16 protein-coding genes are annotated in these 17764 nt (G+C 57.7%); 8 read left to right on the forward strand and 8 right to left on the reverse strand.

Going from position 1 to position 17764, the window contains the following annotated elements; genetic code table 11:
- Positions 1-108: 108 nt before the first annotated feature.
- Positions 109-1479, forward strand: coding sequence for a replicative DNA helicase (locus tag JYG33_RS00455; protein ID WP_207873670.1), 1371 nt, complete (start codon positions 109-111; stop codon positions 1477-1479).
- Positions 1480-1575: 96 nt separating this feature from the next.
- Here the strand turns inward: JYG33_RS00455 and JYG33_RS00460 are convergent, their stop codons facing one another.
- From JYG33_RS00460 to JYG33_RS00480, 5 genes are all read right to left on the reverse strand, one after another.
- Positions 1576-2547, reverse strand: coding sequence for a bile acid:sodium symporter family protein (locus JYG33_RS00460; protein WP_207873671.1), 972 nt, complete (start codon positions 2545-2547; stop codon positions 1576-1578).
- Positions 2544-3536 (reverse strand): 4-hydroxythreonine-4-phosphate dehydrogenase PdxA, encoded by a 993-nt coding sequence (gene pdxA, locus JYG33_RS00465; protein WP_207873672.1) that lies wholly within the window; start codon positions 3534-3536, stop codon positions 2544-2546. Before pdxA ends, JYG33_RS00460 begins: the two co-directional genes overlap by 4 nt.
- Positions 3537-3668: 132 nt before the next feature.
- Positions 3669-5396: a PhoH family protein gene (locus tag JYG33_RS00470; RefSeq protein WP_207873673.1), complete on the reverse strand. Its 1728-nt coding sequence runs from the start codon at positions 5394-5396 to the stop codon at positions 3669-3671.
- A gap of 52 nt (positions 5397-5448) precedes the next feature.
- Positions 5449-5916, reverse strand: coding sequence for a peroxiredoxin (locus JYG33_RS00475; protein WP_207873674.1), 468 nt, complete (start codon positions 5914-5916; stop codon positions 5449-5451).
- Entirely contained in the window at positions 5913-6356 is a 444-nt protein-coding gene (locus JYG33_RS00480) for an Mth938-like domain-containing protein (RefSeq protein ID WP_207873675.1), read from the reverse strand. Before JYG33_RS00480 ends, JYG33_RS00475 begins: the two co-directional genes overlap by 4 nt.
- Before the next feature lie 168 nt (positions 6357-6524).
- On the opposite strand from JYG33_RS00480, the gene alaC reads away from it, so the two are divergent.
- From alaC to speG, 4 genes are all read left to right on the forward strand, one after another.
- A complete protein-coding gene (alaC, locus tag JYG33_RS00485) occupies positions 6525-7712 on the forward strand; it encodes an alanine transaminase (protein WP_207873676.1) in 1188 nt (395 codons plus the stop codon).
- The gene (locus tag JYG33_RS00490; protein WP_026484344.1) at positions 7709-9007 is read left to right on the forward strand and encodes a homoserine dehydrogenase; all 1299 of its coding nucleotides are present in this window, start codon (positions 7709-7711) and stop codon (positions 9005-9007) included. The genes alaC and JYG33_RS00490 overlap by 4 nt, the downstream gene beginning before the upstream one ends.
- Positions 9007-10416 carry a threonine synthase gene (gene thrC / locus JYG33_RS00495; RefSeq protein WP_207873677.1) on the forward strand — a complete coding sequence of 470 codons (1410 nt, stop codon included), beginning with the start codon at positions 9007-9009 and terminating at the stop codon, positions 10414-10416. The genes JYG33_RS00490 and thrC overlap by 1 nt, the downstream gene beginning before the upstream one ends.
- A 310-nt stretch (positions 10417-10726) precedes the next feature.
- Entirely contained in the window at positions 10727-11284 is a 558-nt protein-coding gene (gene speG / locus JYG33_RS00500; RefSeq protein WP_207873678.1) for a spermidine N1-acetyltransferase, read from the forward strand.
- A gap of 134 nt (positions 11285-11418) precedes the next feature.
- Here speG and hpnE read toward each other — a convergent pair whose 3' ends face one another.
- From hpnE to hpnC, 3 genes are read right to left on the reverse strand one after another with little or no spacing between them, the layout of a single operon-like run.
- Positions 11419-12705 carry a hydroxysqualene dehydroxylase HpnE gene (gene hpnE / locus JYG33_RS00505; RefSeq protein WP_207873679.1) on the reverse strand — a complete coding sequence of 429 codons (1287 nt, stop codon included), beginning with the start codon at positions 12703-12705 and terminating at the stop codon, positions 11419-11421.
- The gene (hpnD, locus tag JYG33_RS00510) at positions 12702-13565 is read right to left on the reverse strand and encodes a presqualene diphosphate synthase HpnD (RefSeq protein WP_207873680.1); all 864 of its coding nucleotides are present in this window, start codon (positions 13563-13565) and stop codon (positions 12702-12704) included. The genes hpnE and hpnD overlap by 4 nt, the downstream gene beginning before the upstream one ends.
- Positions 13566-13571: 6 nt before the next feature.
- Complete coding sequence (gene hpnC / locus JYG33_RS00515; RefSeq protein WP_207873681.1) at positions 13572-14432, reverse strand: squalene synthase HpnC; 861 nt, start codon at positions 14430-14432, stop codon at positions 13572-13574.
- 70 nt (positions 14433-14502) lie between these two features.
- On the opposite strand from hpnC, the gene alr reads away from it, so the two are divergent.
- Genes alr through radA form a run of 3 tightly spaced genes read left to right on the forward strand, consistent with a single transcriptional unit; the run spans position 14503 to position 17763 of the window.
- Positions 14503-15633: an alanine racemase gene (alr, locus tag JYG33_RS00520; RefSeq protein ID WP_207873682.1), complete on the forward strand. Its 1131-nt coding sequence runs from the start codon at positions 14503-14505 to the stop codon at positions 15631-15633.
- Between the two features lie 18 nt (positions 15634-15651).
- On the forward strand, positions 15652-16368 hold the full coding sequence (locus JYG33_RS00525) for an SDR family oxidoreductase (protein ID WP_207873683.1): 717 nt from the start codon (positions 15652-15654) through the stop codon (positions 16366-16368).
- Between the two features lie 9 nt (positions 16369-16377).
- The gene (radA, locus tag JYG33_RS00530; protein WP_207873684.1) at positions 16378-17763 is read left to right on the forward strand and encodes a DNA repair protein RadA; all 1386 of its coding nucleotides are present in this window, start codon (positions 16378-16380) and stop codon (positions 17761-17763) included.
- Position 17764: the final 1 nt, after the last annotated feature.

A 17764-nucleotide genomic window follows, 5' to 3' on the forward strand; every position in this document is an offset into this window, starting at 1 on the left:
TGAGCCTGACTGTTCTGACCCCAGATACACAGACAGACTGTTTAAGACCGCACAACGTATTCTGTTGGCTGCGGCATCGATTTTTTTCCTTGATTTGAAGGTATATGCATGGAAAGCAAGTCAGCCAAATCCGATTCAACGCTGGACTATCTTCGGATACCTCCTCACTCCATTGAGGCGGAGCAGTCGGTGCTCGGTGGCTTGTTGCTCGATAATGCCGCGTTTGACCGGGTGGCCGATATTGTCACCGACGAGGATTTTTATCGTTTTGATCACAAGCTGATCTGGCAACACATTACCCGCTTGATTGGTCTGGCCCGTCCCGCTGACGTGGTTACCGTCTTTGAGTCCTTGTCGGTAGCAGGCAAGCAGGAAGAGGTCGGTGGTCTGGCGTATCTGAACGCCTTGGCCCATAACACGCCTTCGGCTGCCAATATCCGTCGCTACGCTGAGATCGTGCGCGAGCGCTCCACGCTGCGCAAGCTGGTTACCGTGGCGGATGATATTTCCTCGGCGGCGTTCAACCCGCAGGGCAAGGAAGCCCGCCAGATTCTGGACGAAGCAGAAACCCGTGTGTTTCAGATTGCCCAGGAAGGGGCGCGTGGTTCCCAGGGTTTTCTGGAAATTCAGCCTCTGCTCAGTCAGGTGGTTGAACGTATTGACGAGCTTTACCACCGTGAAGGTGACTCTGAAGTTACCGGTGTGCCTACCGGCTTTGCCGATCTGGACAAGATGACCTCGGGCCTGCAAGCCGGTGACCTGGTGATTGTGGCGGGTCGTCCTTCCATGGGTAAAACCTCGTTCTCCATGAACATTGGTGAACACGTGGCGATTGCCCAGGGCTTGCCCGTTGCCGTGTTCTCCATGGAAATGGGCGCGGTGCAGTTGGCCATGCGTATGGTGGGCTCGGTCGGTTTGCTGGATCAGCACCGCATGCGTACCGGTAAGCTGACTGCTGACGATTGGCCGCGCCTGACGCACGCCGTGCAGCAGGTGCAGGAAGCCCAGATCTATATTGATGAAACTCCAGGCCTGTCTTCCATGGAAGTGCGGGCACGGGCTCGACGATTGGCCCGGCAGTGTGGCCAGCTAGGCCTGATCATCATCGACTATTTGCAGTTGATGTCCTCAAGCGGTGGCGAGAACCGGGCAACGGAAATTTCTGAAATCAGTCGTTCCTTGAAGGGTTTGGCCAAAGAGCTGAATTGCCCCTTGATTGCCTTGTCGCAGTTGAACCGAAGCCTGGAGCAACGGCCCAACAAACGTCCTGTGATGAGTGACTTGCGGGAATCGGGCGCTATTGAGCAGGATGCTGACTTGATCTTGTTTATTTACCGTGACGAGGTCTATAACCCCGACTCACCGGATAAAGGCACGGCAGAAATCATTATCGGTAAGCAGCGTAACGGTCCTATTGGCTCGGTACGTCTGACCTTTGCTGGCGCCAGTACGCGCTTTCTGGATTACATGCCCACGTAATAGGCTAAAGGTCTGTGTTCATGTGTGTTCATACGCGCATGACGGGCAGCAGGGTGAAGAACAAAAGGGGAGGCATACATGGGTATGCCTCCCCTTTCAGTCCCCGCTGCGGGCAGCCAGTCGTTTAGCCAGCCACGCGCACACCAGTAGCTGCCACTGGTGAAACAGCATGATCGGCAAGATGATGGGCCCCACCATGGCGCTGGGGAAAATCACGTTGGCAATCGGGATGCCGCTGCTCAGACTTTTATTGGAGCCGCACATCAGCAGGCTGACACGGTCTTCAAAGGAAAAGCCCAGCCAGCGTCCCAGATTCCAGGCCAGCAATTGGGCCAAGGTCAGCAGAACGGCGTTGGACAGCACAATCAGCCCCAAGGCACTTAGTGGGGTGGAGGACCACAGACCGCCCACCACGGCGCCTGAAAAGGCCGTATAGACCACCAGCAGAATCGACCCCTGATCCACAACTTTCAGCAACTGCTGACGTTTCATGACCCAGGCCCCGATCAGGGGACGCAGCAGATGCCCGAAGACAAAGGGGAAAAACAATTGCAGCATGATTTTCCCGACGGCTTCTAGTGACACCGTGGCCTGGGCGCTGGTCGCGCCTGCCAGCATGATGCCGACCAGCAGAGGGGTGATGAACACCCCTAGCAGGGTGGAGGCCGAAGCGCTGCAAATCGAAACCGGCACATTACCCCGCGCCATGGCCGTCAGAGCCACAGCGGATTGCACTGTACTAGGTAGGCAAGCCAAAAACAGGATGCCTAGATACAGATTGTCAGTCAGCCAGGGGCGCAACACAGCCGCGACTCCGCTACCCAGAATCGGGAAAAGCAGGAAGGTGACCGACAGAATCAACAGGTGCAAGCGCCAGTGGGACAAACCGCCCCAAATCGCTTCGCGGGACAGGCGAGCGCCATGCAGGAAAAATAGCAAGGCAATGGCAATCTGCGTGGTGTGTTGAAACACGGCCACGCCCCAACCCTGGGCGGGCAACAGACTGGCCAGAGCAACGGTGGCAAACAGCTTCAGTAAAAACGGGTCAATCGGCAAACGCTTGATCATGCTTGATGAGCGCTCATGGAAAGAGCCATCCGGTAGGCATAGCCCAGGGAAGACGCATCTGCTTTGCCTTGTCCGGCAATGTCGTAGGCCGTGCCATGATCCACACTGGTACGGATAAAGGGCAGGCCGACCGTCACATTCACGCCTTCGTCCAGGCCCAACAGCTTGATGGGGATGAGCCCTTGATCGTGATATTGGGCCACCACAATATCGAACTCGCCCTGGCGGGCACGCATGAAAATCGTGTCGCCGGGCCAGGGGCCGCTGGCTTGTATGCCCTCAGCGCAGGCTTGTTCAATAGCTGGGGTGATCTGTTCTATGTCTTCCAAGCCGAACTTTCCGCCTTCACCCGCATGGGGGTTCAGACCGGCCACTGCCACACGGGGTTTGGCAATACCGGCTTGTGTGCAGGCCAGTTGGGCCAGCCGAATGGTTTGCAAGACGCGCTCTTTGGTAATCAGGGAGGGGACACGGGCCAGCGGCTCGTGAATGGTGACCAGAATGGAGCGTAAATGCTCGTTGGCCAGCATCATGGCGTAGTGCTCGGTGTGGCTGCGCTCGGCCAGAATCTCGGTGTGGCCGGGAGCATCGATACCGCCTTTTTGCATAGCCAGCTTGTTCAGCGGGGCGGTGACAATGGCACGGATTGAACCGGCCTGGGCATCATCGATAGCGTGGCACAGGTATTCGTAGGCACCACGTCCGGCCAGGGCGTGAACTTCACCATAGGGCAGGTCTTCGGGCAGGGCTTGCCAGCGATTCAGTACGGCAATCACACCCTTGGGCGTGCAAACGGCCTGCTCGACTTCCTCGACGTGCCAGTCTTGATCGGCGCCAATCAGCGTCAGAGCACGGCGCATTGCGCCTGCATCGCCATAGACGACGGCCGGGTGTGGCAAACCTTCAACAATCAGGCGGGCAATAATTTCCGGGCCTATGCCCGCGGCATCGCCCATAGTGAGCCCGATGGGCTGTGCGGTACGTTTCATAGTGGTCAATAAAAAGCCCCCACGCTGCGCTTTCGGCTTGCTGCCCCTCAAGGGGGCATTTTTACCTTAGGGCGGCCTGGCGGTAAAAAAAAACCGGGTCCAGGACCCGGTTTGAGTGAGTAGGGATTCGGTTTAGAGTGCGTCGCTGGCGTAATCTGCCAGACGGGAGCGCTCACCGCGTTGCAGGGTGATATGGCCTGCATGCGGCCAGCCTTTGAATCGGTCTACCACGTAGGTCAAGCCGGAACTGCCCTCGGTCAGATAGGGCGTGTCAATCTGGGCAATATTGCCCAAGCAGACAATTTTAGTTCCTGGACCGGCGCGCGTCACCAGTGTTTTCATCTGCTTGGGCGTCAGGTTCTGGGCCTCGTCGATGATCAGGAACTTGTTCATGAAGGTGCGACCACGCATGAAGCTCAGGGATTTCACCTTGATCTTGGAGCGCACCAGTTCCATGGTGGAGTTGCGGGGAGCCGCTTCGGTCCCTTGCGGATTGTTCAGGTTGCCAGAGGACTTGCCTGTGCCCAAATGCAGCACTTCCAGGTTGTCTTCCAGCGCACCCATCCAGGGCTGCATTTTCTCTTCTTCAGTACCAGGCAGAAAACCGATGTCATCACCCACGGGCACCGTGGCACGGGTAATGATGATTTCGTTGTAGCGCTTGGTCTCCAGGGTCTGGGTCAGCGCACTGGCCAGTGCCAGCAGCGTTTTACCCGTACCGGCGTGGCCCAGCAGGGAGACGAAGTCGAAATCGGGATTCATCAGCAAGTTCAGGGCAAAGTTCTGTTCGCGGTTGCGAGCAGTGATACCCCAGACATTGTTTTTGCCGTGGCTGTAATCGCGCAAGGTCGCCAGCACGGCTGTGTTACCCGCCGTTTCGCGGACCTGGGCGATCAGGGGATCATCCCCTTCGGTGAAGACAAACTGGTTGACCATGAACTGGCTGCACAGCGGCCCGCTGATGCGGTAGAAGGTGGTGCCGCCCTGTTGCCAGGACTCCATATTCTTGCCGTGTTTGGTCCAGAAGTTGTCCGGCAAGGGCATGACACCGTCATACAGCAGGTCGGAGTCATCCAGCACGTGGTCGTGACGGTAGTCTTCCGCCAGCAGGCCCAGTGCCTTGGCCTTCAGGCGCATATTGATGTCTTTGGACACCAGAACCACTTCGCGCTTGGGCAGGCTCTGGGTCAGGGCATTGACCACGGCCAGAATGGCGTTATCGGCTTTGCCCAGCGGCAACTGGATAGGCAGGCTCGTGTCCAGGGCGCTGGTCTGGAAGGTGACGGCACCCAGAGCTTCGGTATTGCCAATGCCATCCAGATTGATGGGCTTGTCCAGACCATGATCGCCCACCAAGCCTTCCAGGGAGCGGCTGACTTGACGCGCATTGCGCGCCACTTCAGACAGGCCCTTTTTCTGGTGGTCCAGCTCTTCCAGCACCATCATGGGCAGGAAAATATCGTGCTCTTCAAATTTGAACAGCGAATTGGAATCGTGCAGCAAGACGTTGGTGTCCAGCACAAACAGCTTGCGCTGAGTGGGGGCCAGACGAGTGCGCTTGCCCGCTGCTCTTGCGGCGGGTTTGGGGGCGGCCGGAGTGGCGGCGGCACTGACGGGGGCTGGCTTGGCTACGCTGGCGGGGGCAGGAGCCGGAGCTGCTGCGGGAGCCGCTGGCGCCGTTTTGGCAGGCGCTGTCTTTTTGGAGCGTGGCACAACAGCCGCTTTGCTGCTGGAGGCTTTGGGGCTGGCGGGCGGAGTGTCGGGTTCGTCTAGTGGTACGGGTGGATCGGCAAGGATGACACTGTCATCTTTTTCGCTAAGCAGGGTTCCCAGCTTGGTGGGCAACGTTGGTAGCGGCATATAACACGTACTCCTGGTTGTGTACCGACTTGCAGGTCGGCACGGTAAGGTTTCAGGCGGCTTGCTGGACAGCCTGCAATACAGCTTGGACGTGGCCGGGCACTTTAAGGCCACGCCATTCTTGAATCAACACACCTTGGGCGTCGATCAAAAAGGTGCTGCGCTCAATGCCACGTACCTGTTTACCGTACATGTTTTTCATTTTCATGACCCCAAACAGTTCGCACAAGCGCTCTTCGGTGTCGGCAAGCAAAGGGAAAGTCAGGGCTTGCTTGTCGATAAAACGTTCGTGCGAACCAAGCGAGTCGCGCGAAACGCCAATGATTCGCGCGCCTGCGGCCTCGAATTCGGGCAGGGCATCGCGGAAATTCTGGGATTCGGTGGTGCAGCCCGGCGTGTTGTCTTTGGGGTAAAAGTACAACACTGTCATTTTCCCTTTCAGGTCAGCCGCGCTGAACTCGCCCTGCGTGGAGGGCACGGAAAAGTCGGGGATGGGGGCACCAATTTGTACGGCAGTCATGCTTTTTCCTGTATCAGTAAGGCCGCAACGACTTTGCGGCCTTCAGCCATGAGGATATTGTAGGTTCTGGCAGCGGCCTGGGTATCCATGATTTCCACACCTATGCCCCACTGCAGCATTTCCTGCGTGACAGCCGGGTGCAAAAAGTGCTGGCGCTGGCCAGTACCGATCAAAATCAGTTCGGGGGCGTTGTCAGGGCGCGCCACGGGGGCGTCGTCCAGAAAAGCCATGGGGTCTTGCTTGACCGATTCCAGTCCGGCGATCCGGCGCAGCAGCACGGCTGTCAGCTCGGAGGCACTCTGAATGGCCAGGTCCTGCACGGGACCTTCGGGACTAAAGAAGATGGAATGATCGTGGTTTTGAAAATTGATCGCCACGTAGTCTTCACCATAGGCGGTGATGGCATTCATGGCTGGATTGTGTTCGCGTTGCAGTTGCACGATGAGTCTCTCCCGTTTTCAGCTTCGATGATAGCGCAAAGCGCCAGCGACAATGCGGCACCTGATCTGTTTGCAGTGATTCTCAGTAAGTCAATCATGGATTAAACTCTTTGATTAACTTTTACCTTCTGGTTTGGGTCAGCCGCTTTTTTCTTATCAAGGAATGTCATGATTCGCTTTCCGCGCATCGAGCGTTTGCCGCCTTATGTGTTCAACATTACTGGCGAGCTGAAAATGGCCGCCCGCCGTCGTGGCGAGGACATTATTGACATGTCCATGGGGAACCCGGACGGCGCGACACCGGCGCACATCGTGGAAAAGCTGGTCGAGGCGGCCACCCGCCCGGACACTCATGGTTATTCTGTCTCCAAAGGCATCCCGCGTCTGCGCCGAGCCGTGACCAATTGGTACGAGCGCCGCTACAATGTGCACTTGGATCCTGATAGTGAAGCGATCGTTACCATCGGTTCCAAAGAAGGTCTGGCCCACTTGATGCTGGCAACCCTGGACAAGGGCGACACCGTTCTGGTGCCCAACCCCAGCTACCCCATTCATATTTATGGTGCCGTCATTGCCGGTGCCAATATTCGTTCGGTGCCCATGGTCCCTGGCGTGGACTTTTTCGAGGAAATCGAAAAAGCCGTGCGGGAGTCCATTCCCAAGCCCAAAATGATGATTCTGGGTTTTCCCAGCAATCCGACGGCCCAGTGTGTGGAGCTGTCCTTTTTTGAGCGTATTGTGGCGCTGGCACGCGAGCACAATATTCTGGTGGTACACGATCTGGCCTATGCCGACATTACCTTTGACGGCTACGTGGCCCCCTCCATCATGCAGGTGGAAGGCGCGCGCGATGTGGCGGTCGAGTTCTTTACCATGAGCAAAAGCTACAATATGGCCGGTTGGCGTATTGGCTTCATGGTGGGGAACGCCTCGCTGGTCAATGCCCTGGCACGGATCAAGAGCTATCACGACTACGGCACCTTCACACCGATTCAGGTGGCGGCCATTGCGGCCCTGGAAGGTCCACAGGATTGTGTCACCGAGGTGGTGGAGCAGTACCGCCGCCGTCGTGAAGTACTGGCCAAGGGCCTGCATGAAGCAGGCTGGATGGTCGATGTCCCCAAGGCATCAATGTATATCTGGGCCAAGATTCCCGAGTTCTACAAGGACATCGGTTCGCTGGAGTTTGCCAAGCGCTTACTGAGCGATGCCAAAGTAGCCGTATCCCCCGGCATCGGCTTTGGTGAGTATGGCGACAACTATGTGCGCTTTGCGCTGATCGAAAACGAGCAACGTACCCGTCAGGCGGTACGCGGCATCAAAGAAATGTTCCGTAAGGACGGATTTGTTCAATGAGTCCTATCAAAGTAGGTTTGCTGGGTTTGGGTGTGGTTGGCAGCGGCACCTGGAACGTATTGAAACGCAATGCAGATGAAATCGCTCGCCGCGCCGGTCGCCGTATTGAGGTGGTCGCTATTGCTGTGCGTGACCTGGAAAAGGCACGCGCGCTGGTTGGGGACGAAGTCACCCTGACCACAGACGGCATGGACGTGGTGCGTAACCCTGATATTGATATTGTGGTCGAGCTGGTGGGTGGCGACACTCTGGCACGCGAGTGGGTGATGGAAGCGATTGCCCAGGGCAAGCACGTGGTCACCGCCAACAAGGCGCTGCTGGCCAAGCATGGCAACAAGATTTTTGCTGCTGCTCACGAGCGTAGTGTCATGGTGGCATTTGAAGCTGCTGTGGCCGGTGGTATTCCTATCATCAAGGCAATTCGCGAAGGCCTGACGGCTAATCGTATTCAGTGGCTGGCCGGTATTATCAACGGCACCACCAACTACATCCTGTCCGAAATGCGCAATCGTGGCGTCAGCTTTGCTGAGGCCCTGGCCGATGCCCAGCGTCTGGGTTACGCCGAAGCTGATCCTACTTTCGACATTGAAGGTGTGGACGCTGCGCACAAGCTGAGCCTGCTGGCCTCCCTGGCCTTCGGTATCCCTGTGCAGTTCAGCAAGGCCCACGTGGAAGGCATTACCAGCCTGGCACTGGAAGACCTGCAACACGCACAACGCTTGGGCTACAACATCAAGCTGCTGGGTATTACCCGCGCTCGTGAAGAAGGTATTGAATTGCGCGTACACCCCACACTGGTCCCGCTGCAAAGCATGCTGGCCAATGTGCAAGGTGCCATGAACGCGGTGCTGGTGCATGGTGATGCCGTGGGCCAGACCGTGTACTACGGTGCCGGTGCCGGTGCCTTGCCAACCGCTTCGGCGGTGGTGGCCGACCTGGTGGACGTGACTCGTCTGCAAACCGCAGAACCCGAACACCGCGTGCCTTACCTGGCTTTCCAGCACAACGCCATGTCCGATACCCCCATCCTGCCTATGGATGAAGTGGTGTCCTCGTACTACCTGCGCTTGCGTGTGGACGACCGCCCTGGTGTTCTGGCTGATGTGGCCCGCATTCTGGCTCAGGCTTCGATCTCGATCGGTTCCATGTTCCAGGAACCGGCTGGCGAACAGGCCGATATCATCTTCCTGACGCACGAAGCGCGTGAAGGTGCCATCAATGGCGCGATCAGCCAGATTCAGAATCTGCCTTTTGTACAGTCTGCCGTGACCCGTTTGCGCGTGGAGAATCTGTAATGAATTACGTATCCACTCGTGGCGGCATGAAGGCCCAGCCATTCTCGGACATCTTGCTGGAAGGCTTGGCTCCGGATGGCGGCCTGGCCATGCCAGAAAGCTACCCTCAAGTCAGTGCAGAAACGCTGGAATCCTGGCGCGCACTGAGCTACCCCGAACTGGCCGCCAAAGTGCTGGGCCTGTTTGTCACCGATATTCCGGCTGATGAACTGTCCGCCTTGACGGCACGTGCTTATGCACCCGGCGTGTTCGACAGCGAGCAGGTTGTACCGGTCAAGGAACTGGAACCCGGTTTTTCCTTGCTGGGCTTGTCCCAAGGTCCAACCCTGGCTTTTAAAGACATGGCCATGCAGTTTCTGGGCCAGGTTTTCGAATACGTGCTGACACAGCGCAACAGCACTCTGAACATTGTGGGCGCCACGTCCGGCGACACGGGTTCGGCGGCTGAGTACGCTTTGCGCGGCAAGCGTGGCGTCAGCGTGTTCATGCTCTCGCCTTACGGCCGCATGAGCGCTTTCCAACGCGCCCAGATGTACTCCTTGCAAGACGAAAACATCCATAACCTGTCGGTAAAGGGTGTGTTCGATGATTGCCAGGATATCGTCAAGGCTTTGGCAGGCGATTTGCAGTTCAAGTCCCAGTGGCACCTGGGTGCCGTGAACTCCATTAACTGGGCACGTATTTCCGCTCAAGTGGTGTACTACTTCTGGGGCTGGCTGCGCAGCACGAATCAGGCTGGTCAAAAGGTCTCGTTTGCCGTTCCTTCGGGCAACTTCGGCAATATTTTGTCGGGTCACATTGCTCGCCAGATGGGTCTGCCTATCGCCAAGCTGGTTCTGGCCACCAACGAAAACAACGTGCTGGAAGAGTTCTTCCGCACGGGCATTTATCGCCCGCGTGGTTCCGAGCAAACTTACGCTACGTCCAGCCCGTCCATGGACATTTCCCGCGCCTCCAACTTCGAGCGCTTTGTGTTTGATCTGCTGGGCCGTGATGGCAGCAAGGTCAAGGCATTGTGGGAACAGTTGAGCAAAGAAGGCCAGTTCGACCTGAGCGAGCATCTGCCACGCTTCCAGGAAGAGTTCGGCTTTGTGGCCGGTGCCAGTTCGCACCAGGATCGTCTGAACACGATTGCCCAGGTGAATCAGCAGTACCAGACTCTGATCGACCCGCACACGGCGGACGCCGTCAAGGTGGCTCAGAACTTCCGCGAAGAAGGCATCCCCATGCTGGTGCTGGAAACCGCGCTGCCTGCCAAGTTCTCCGAGACGATTGAAGAAGCGATTGGTCAGCCTGCGCCAGTGCCTGAGCACTTGCGTGGTCTGGCAGATTTGCCGCAAAAAGTGGTCGTGATGGATGCGGATGTTGCTCAGGTGCGCCGCTACATCGAAGAACACGCTCCCACCTGATGTCGCTCGCTGCGCCGGATGTTTGTCCGGTACAACCATAGCGGCCAGGTAGTAGTTTCAAACCCCGATTTTGATATTCCTGCTGGTCTGACTGATATTCAGTTTGCTACGCAGGAAAGCAGAAATCGGGGTTTTTGCGTTTTTGGCCGGTTTTCCGCAAGACTGGCAGAGCGGCGGTTTCGTCGCCAACTGAACTTTTTCTATCAGGCCTTCATCAAAAAAACACGATATGCGGGCATGATGTCTATGGCCTTTGGTATAGGCAGATAGGCGGCTCGTCTATCGAACATAGAGAAAGGATAGAAAGATCATGAGTAAAACGACTCACGTTAAATTACGCCCTCTGGAGCGCGAAGACTTGCGCTTTGTGCACTTGCTGGACAATAACGCCAGCGTGATGCGCTACTGGTTTGAAGAACCTTATGAAACCTATGGCGAGCTGGCGGCTCTGTACGACGAGCACATTCACGATCAGCGCGAATGCCGCTTTGTGGTGGAGTGGGAAGGGCAGCCATCGGGCGTAGTGGAGCTGGTGGAAATTGATTATGTACACCGCCGGGCTGAATTCCAGATCATTATTGCGCCAGAGTTTCAGGGCAAGGGGATTGCCTCGCGGGCGACCAAGCTGGCTATCGAATACGGTTTTGGGGTGTTGAACCTGTACAAGATCGTGCTGATTGTGGACAAGGAAAACCACAAGGCTATCCATATCTATCAGAAGTTTGGTTTCCAGGTGGAAGGCGAACTCAAGCATGAGTTCTTCATTAACGGCCAGTATCGGGATGTGGTGCGTATGTGCTTGTTCCAGCCGGAGTTTTTGGCGGCTCATAAGCCAGCGCAGACTTTGCTGACGCCCTTGGCGCAATAATGCCTTGCCGTAATAGCCCTTGTTTTGAAGGGATGCTAAGCGCGGTCCTGGTGTATGGCCGTATTCCTTGGCATGACTCTGTTTGATTGCCTGGGCGCGTGCTGAGCGTGTACCAGTTTGCTCAGTCGTGGCTCTTATAAATGTGCCGCTTTCAGACCGCTGCGCACAGCGCCTTCCAGCACACCGGGGTAGCCGGTATCGGTCCAGTCGCCCGCCACACGAATGGCTGGCCACGGTGTCGTTACCGAAGGACGGCGCAGGCCGGGAACGGCTGCAAAGGTGGCTCGCTTTTCGATAATCAGCTCGCTGGCTCGTACCGCTGGCATGGGTTTCAGATGCCGGGTTTGGCTGCGTACCTGTTCGATAATCGCGGCAATCGCTTGCTCGCGGTCCAGTGCTTGCAGGCGCACAGCGTCGCTGATGACGATTCCCACCAGCGTTTCGCCGCTACCCGGTTTCAGGGCACTGTGATCAAACAGCCATTGCCCGCCGCTGCCACTGCTATCGTCCAGCATCATCATGGAATGGGGCAGGTTCCAGGCGTGCTCCAGTTCCAGATACAGGGTGGCGATAGGGACATAGCTGAACGCCTCCAGATCCGCCAGCAGTTGTTCGCTGGCTGGGTTGCTGGGCAGGCTATGCAGCAGGCGCGCAGCTTGTACGGGCGGACAAGCCACAATGGCTGCATCAAATTGCAGGCCGTCAATTTGTACGCCCGCTTCTGTCAGTTCCAGCCTCTGCACCCGGTGGCCCAGTTGTAGCTGAATATCGCGCAAGGCGGATTCGCACCAGAGCTGGCTTAAGTCAGTCAGCGGGATCAAGGTTTGGCTGGCTTGTCGGGGACCGCCCAGGCTATCGCGCAGCACATGGGCGAACAGTTGAGCGCAGGCCTGCTCAATAGGCGTATTCATGGCGGCTACGCATAGCGGTTGCCAGAACAGGCGGATGACATGGTTGTCTTGCTTGTGCTGCTCTAAAAGCTGCAACACCGTCAGACCTTTCGGGGTGTGCCATTGTTGCTTCATCAGCCAACGGCAAAACCGGGCCAGCTTGATTTTTTGCGACCAGTCCAGGCCTTGGGCACCCAGCAGGCCGGTCAATAAATGGAAAGGGGCGGGCAGGGGGCGATTGCGCAGACGAAAATGCCCGTCGGCCGAGATCACGTCCAGATCCTTGCGTTCCAGCCGGGACGCTTCGTCCAGCCCGATTTCCCCCATCAAACCCAAAATGACGGAGTAGGCCCCCAGCATGATGTGCTGGCCGTTATCAGTATCGCGCCCCAGATTGGGGCTGTGTATGCGGCGGGCACGTCCGCCTATGTGACGCGAGGCTTCAAAGACACTGGCCTGATGGCCCAGGGTCTTCAGTCGCCAGGCGGCGGCACAACCTGCCCAGCCCGCTCCGATAACGGCGACCTTCATCGGCCCAGTTTGCGTTGCAAGCTACGTCCGCCTGAGACCCAGGTTTTCCAGGCCAGCCAGAACTTGCGAATGGGTGTCAGTGAAATACGCTGTTCCAGCACATGCCAGCGATCATTGGCAATTTCCACCAGCAGGGCATGGTAGATGGCCGCCATCAACAGGCCGGGGCGTTGTGCGCGGCGGTCAACAGCAGGCAGGGCGCGCATGGCTTGTCGGTACAGATCCTGGGCGCGCTCGGTTTGAAAAGCCATCAGGGCCTCGAAGCGCTCCGAGTGCTGCTGATCCAGAATCTCGTGGGGCGATACGCCAAATTTGTCCAGATCTTCCTGCGGCAAGTAGATACGACCACGACGAGCGTCATCGCCTACATCACGGATGATATTGGTCAGTTGAAATGCCAGGCCCAGCTTTTGCGCATAGTCGCTGGTCTGTTCCTGGGTTTGGCCAAAAATACGCGCCGACAGCAAACCCACCACGCTGGCGGCGTGCCAACAGTAGCGTTCCAGTTCGCTCCAGCTTTGGTAGCGCACCTGATCCAGATCCATTTCCATGCCGTCGATTACGGCCAGGAGCTCGTCCTGGGGTAGACCAAACGCTTCAATATGAGGCGCCAGAGCCTGCATCACCGGGTGATGGGCGCGGCCTTCGTACAGGTCAGCGACTTGCGTGCGCCACCACACCAGCTTCATGCGGGCGACGGACTCTTCGTGAACCTCGTCCACCACATCATCGACCTCGCGGCAAAAGGCGTACAGGGCGGTGATCGCGCGGCGGCGTTCAGGCGGCAGAAACAAAAAGGCGTAGTAAAAACTGGAGCCGCTTTGGGCTGCCTTGTTCTGACAATACTCGTCTGGGCTCATGGACGTTCAGGGTCGGTAAGGGGTACGGCTCAGGCCGCGGGCAATCAGGCGTAGCCAGTCCAGGCGGGACAGGGTGGGGCGATGGCTGAAGACATCAAACTGTACCGCTTCCAGGCGCTCCAGAATACGCAGGCCACCCAGGACCATCATTTTCAGCTCCAGGCTGATGCGTCCTGGCAAGTGCGATGCTAGCAACAGCCCGGCCTGCAGGCGCTGACGGGCATCCGTCACCAGCAACTGCATCATTTCCTGCCAGCGTGCATCAGCCTCGGGCTGACGCAGCAATTGGCTGCGGGCCTGGATGTAATCATCATCCAGATCGTATTGGGCCAACAGGTCTTGCGGGATGTAGACACGATTCTTGTGCCAGTCCAGCGCCACGTCCTGCCAGAAATTAACCAGTTGCAGCCCTGTACAGGTGGCGTCGGCCATCTCGACCAGCTCCGGGCTGTGGGCATCATATAAATGCAGCATCAGGCGGCCAACGGGGTTGGCCGAGCGCGTACAGTAATCCAGCACCTGGGCCATATCGCTGTAGCGATGAGTGGTGACATCCTGGCGAAACGCGGACAGCAAATCCAGAAACGGTTTAAGTGGCAACTGGAAGTTGCTGATGCTGCTGGCCAGGGGAACAAAAATGGTGCTGTGTGGGGTATCAGCCAGAACGGGCTGATGATATTGCAGTTGTTCTATTCCGGCTTCGAACTGCGCGAGCAGTTCCAGGCGCTCGGCAGCGCTTAAATCGCCTTCATCAGCAATGTCGTCGGCGCTGCGGGCAAAACGATAAATATCGATGACCGGTCGGCGTAGCCGACGAGGTAGCAGTACCGAGGCGACAGGGAAGTTTTCATAGTGCTCGATAGACATAGTCCGCCAGTATACGGCTTTCGTTTCCACTAGGGCTGGTTTAGACTTTCGTATTGCTTCGGGGAGAACCATGCCACGTCCTATCTCGGCCACCATTCATATTGCGTCACTGCGTCACAATCTCGATATGGTTATTCAGAGCCTGAATAACGCCACGGCTCCATCTGGCGTGAAACGGCCCCATATCTGGGCCGTCATGAAGGCCAATGCTTACGGTCATGACATCGAAAATGCCGTGCGTGCTTTCAGTGCCGCCGAAGGCATGGCGATGCTGGATTTGAAAGAGGCCATTCGCTGTCGCGCTGCGGGCTGGACCGGCCCTATCATGCTGCTGGAAGGTTTTTTCCAGCCAGAGGATTTAGAGGTGCTGGCCGAGTTTGGTCTGACCACTGTCATCCATTGCCACGAGCAGCTCAAGATGCTGGAGCAGTGGAAAGGCGGGGTGGCCTTGAACGCCATGGTCAAGCTCAATAGCGGCATGAACCGCCTGGGTTTCAGCGTGGACGATTACCCTGCCGCGTTCGAGCGCGCCCAGCGTTTGCAGAAAGCAGGCAAGCTGGGCTCGGTTGGGCGCATGACGCACTTTGCGCGGGCGGATGACAATATCGACGCCACGCTGGAGCAGATTCGCTGTTTTAACCGGATTACCGATGGTTTGCCCGGTCCGGTCAGTGTGTGCAACTCTGCCGCGACCTTGAGCCCCGATCTGGGTGCGTACATGCCCTCGGGCCCGGATCACTGGGTACGTCCCGGTATCTGTCTGTACGGCAGCTCCCCCTTTGCAGAGAGCAGTGCCGATGATTTTGGCCTGCAGCCGGGCATGACGCTCGCCGCTGAGCTGATCAGCGTGCGCGGCGTCAAGCAGGGCGAGGGCATTGGTTACGGCCATACCTATATTGCCGAGCAGGCCATGCGCATTGGCGTGGTGGCTTGCGGTTACGCCGATGGTTACCCGCGCCATGCGGGAACCGGCACCCCCATTACCGTCAACGGGGTACGTACCCGTTTGCTCGGTCGTGTCTCCATGGACATGTTGGCAGTAGACCTGACCCCGGTGCCCGCCGCCGGAGTAGGCAGTCAGGCGGTGTTGTTCGGTCAAGGCGGGCCCAGTGTAGATGAGGTTGCTGCAGCAGCGGGAACCCTGGGCTACGAATTGATTTGTGCGGTGGCACCCCGTGTGCCGCGCATCATCCAGGATTAACACCACCAAGGCATAGCCATGAAAAATAAATGTGTATTAATTACCGGCGCTACCAAAGGAATCGGCTGGGCAATCAGCCAAAGGCTGGCCGATGCCGGGGCCCACGTGGTGGGTCTGGCCCGTCACACGGAGAATATTGATTTCCCCGGTTATCTGTATTCCTGCGATTTGAGCAATGCAGGCGAGACCGAAGAAATGCTGCGTGTCATCCGTGAAAAGTATCCCGTGGATGCTGTCGTGAATAACGTCGGTGTCGTCGCCCCCGAGCCTATCGGCCAGGTGGACCTGGGTAATCTTTACCAGGTGTTTGACCTGAATGTGAGGGTGGCGGTGCAAGTGGCCCAGGCCTTCATCCCTTCGATGAAAGCGCGCAAGGAAGGCCGTATCGTCAATATTTGCAGTCGTGTGGTGCACGGCGGTTCCGACCGCACCAGCTATGCCGCCGCCAAAAGTGCCTTGCTGGGTTGTACCCGCACCTGGGCGCTGGAACTGGCACCTTATGGCATTACCGTGAATGCGGTCTCTCCTGGTCCGATCGAAACCGAAATGTTCCGTGCCAATCACCCCGTTGGTAGCGAGGCCGAGCAGCGTAGCTTGTCTTCCATTCCTTTGGGACGTTTTGGGCAGGCCGCGGAAGTCGCCGCTGCTGTCACTTTTTTGCTCAGCGATGAAGCTGCGTATATCACCGGCCAGAATCTGGGCGTAGATGGCGGCGGCAGTTTGGCCGGACGCTAAGGAAACATTATGGCCACCAGTACTCGTGCGGCCCGTAAGGCCAAAGTTGTATTTGTTTGCACAGAGTGCGGGGCAGATACACCCAAATGGGCGGGCAAGTGCCCGGCCTGCGGGGCGTGGAACAGTTTGCAGGAAACGGTGGAGGCCCCGGCTGCGGCAAGTGCCCACCGCTTTGCGTCTCTGGCCGGGTCTAGTCCGGTCCAAAGCTTGTCTGATGTACAGGCGCGGGAATTGCCGCGTGTGCCGACTGGCATAGGCGAGTTCGACCGTGTGTTGGGCGGTGGCCTGGTGGAAGGGGGCGTCATCCTGATTGGGGGCGATCCCGGTGTTGGCAAGTCCACGCTGCTGCTGCAGGCGATGGCGGCCTTGGCCCAGCAAACCAAAGTGTTGTACGTGACGGGTGAGGAATCCGCCGAGCAGGTTGCCTTGCGTGCCCGTCGTCTGGGCGTGCCTACTGAAGGCGTGGACTTGCTGGCCGAAATTCGCCTGGAGTCCATCACTCAGGCCTTGCAGTCGCATCAACCCAGTGTGGTGGTGATCGACTCGATTCAAACTCTGTATTCGGATCAGCTCAGTGCTGCACCGGGCTCGGTATCGCAGGTGCGCGAGTGTGCGGCCCAGCTTACCCGTTTGGCCAAGCAAAGCGGCACATCCATGATCTTTATCGGTCACGTCACTAAAGATGGGACGCTGGCCGGGCCACGAGTGCTGGAGCATATCGTGGATACCGTGCTGTATTTCGAGGGCGATACGCATTCGTCCTTCCGTATGGTGCGCGCGTTCAAGAACCGTTTTGGCGCTGTGAACGAACTGGGCGTGTTCGCCATGACGGAAAAGGGTTTGAAGGGGGTTAGCAATCCTTCGGCTCTGTTTCTGTCGCAGCATTCTCAATCGGTGGCCGGTTCCTGCGTGATGGCGACCCAGGAGGGCACACGGCCCTTGCTGGTGGAAATTCAGGCCCTGGTGGATACCGCACATGTCCCGAATCCCCGGCGCCTGTCTGTGGGGCTGGAAAGCTCACGGCTGGCCATGTTGCTGGCGGTGATGCACCGCCATGCAGGCGTGGTCACCTATGATCAGGACGTATTTGTGAACGCCGTTGGTGGCGTAAAAATTACCGAACCAGCCGCTGACTTGGCCGTTTTGCTGGCTATTTTGTCGTCGCTGAACAATCGCCCCTTGCCGCGAGGCTTGGTGGTATTCGGTGAAATTGGCCTGGCCGGTGAAATACGTCCGGCCCCGCGTGGGCAGGAGCGTTTGCGCGAAGCGGCCAAGCTGGGTTTCAGTATTGCTCTGATTCCTAAAAGCAATGCTCCGCGTCAGCCCGTTGAAGGCCTGGAAATCTGGGCGGTAGACCGGGTCGAAGACGCGGTCGAGCGTCTGCGCAACCTGTAAT

The organism is Alcaligenes sp. SORT26 (assembly GCF_017377875.1).
In the GTDB taxonomy this organism is placed as follows: Bacteria; Pseudomonadota; Gammaproteobacteria; order Burkholderiales; family Burkholderiaceae_B; genus Alcaligenes; species Alcaligenes parafaecalis.

Excerpts from the sequence above, each read along its gene's own strand:
- hpnE (WP_207873679.1), bottom strand. The coding sequence starts at position 12,705 with ATGAAGGTCGCCGTTATCGGAGCGGGCTGGGCAGGTTGTGCCGCCGCC.
- hpnD (WP_207873680.1), bottom strand. The coding sequence starts at position 13,565 with ATGAGCCCAGACGAGTATTGTCAGAACAAGGCAGCCCAAAGCGGCTCC.
- hpnC (WP_207873681.1), bottom strand. The coding sequence starts at position 14,432 with ATGTCTATCGAGCACTATGAAAACTTCCCTGTCGCCTCGGTACTGCTA.
- speG (WP_207873678.1), top strand. The coding sequence starts at position 10,727 with ATGAGTAAAACGACTCACGTTAAATTACGCCCTCTGGAGCGCGAAGAC.
- thrC (WP_207873677.1), top strand. The coding sequence starts at position 9,007 with ATGAATTACGTATCCACTCGTGGCGGCATGAAGGCCCAGCCATTCTCG.
- JYG33_RS00470 (WP_207873673.1), bottom strand. The coding sequence starts at position 5,396 with ATGCCGCTACCAACGTTGCCCACCAAGCTGGGAACCCTGCTTAGCGAA.
- JYG33_RS00490 (WP_026484344.1), top strand. The coding sequence starts at position 7,709 with ATGAGTCCTATCAAAGTAGGTTTGCTGGGTTTGGGTGTGGTTGGCAGC.
- pdxA (WP_207873672.1), bottom strand. The coding sequence starts at position 3,536 with ATGAAACGTACCGCACAGCCCATCGGGCTCACTATGGGCGATGCCGCG.
- alaC (WP_207873676.1), top strand. The coding sequence starts at position 6,525 with ATGATTCGCTTTCCGCGCATCGAGCGTTTGCCGCCTTATGTGTTCAAC.
- JYG33_RS00475 (WP_207873674.1), bottom strand. The coding sequence starts at position 5,916 with ATGACTGCCGTACAAATTGGTGCCCCCATCCCCGACTTTTCCGTGCCC.
- JYG33_RS00460 (WP_207873671.1), bottom strand. The coding sequence starts at position 2,547 with ATGATCAAGCGTTTGCCGATTGACCCGTTTTTACTGAAGCTGTTTGCC.
- JYG33_RS00525 (WP_207873683.1), top strand. The coding sequence starts at position 15,652 with ATGAAAAATAAATGTGTATTAATTACCGGCGCTACCAAAGGAATCGGC.
- alr (WP_207873682.1), top strand. The coding sequence starts at position 14,503 with ATGCCACGTCCTATCTCGGCCACCATTCATATTGCGTCACTGCGTCAC.
- JYG33_RS00455 (WP_207873670.1), top strand. The coding sequence starts at position 109 with ATGGAAAGCAAGTCAGCCAAATCCGATTCAACGCTGGACTATCTTCGG.
- radA (WP_207873684.1), top strand. The coding sequence starts at position 16,378 with ATGGCCACCAGTACTCGTGCGGCCCGTAAGGCCAAAGTTGTATTTGTT.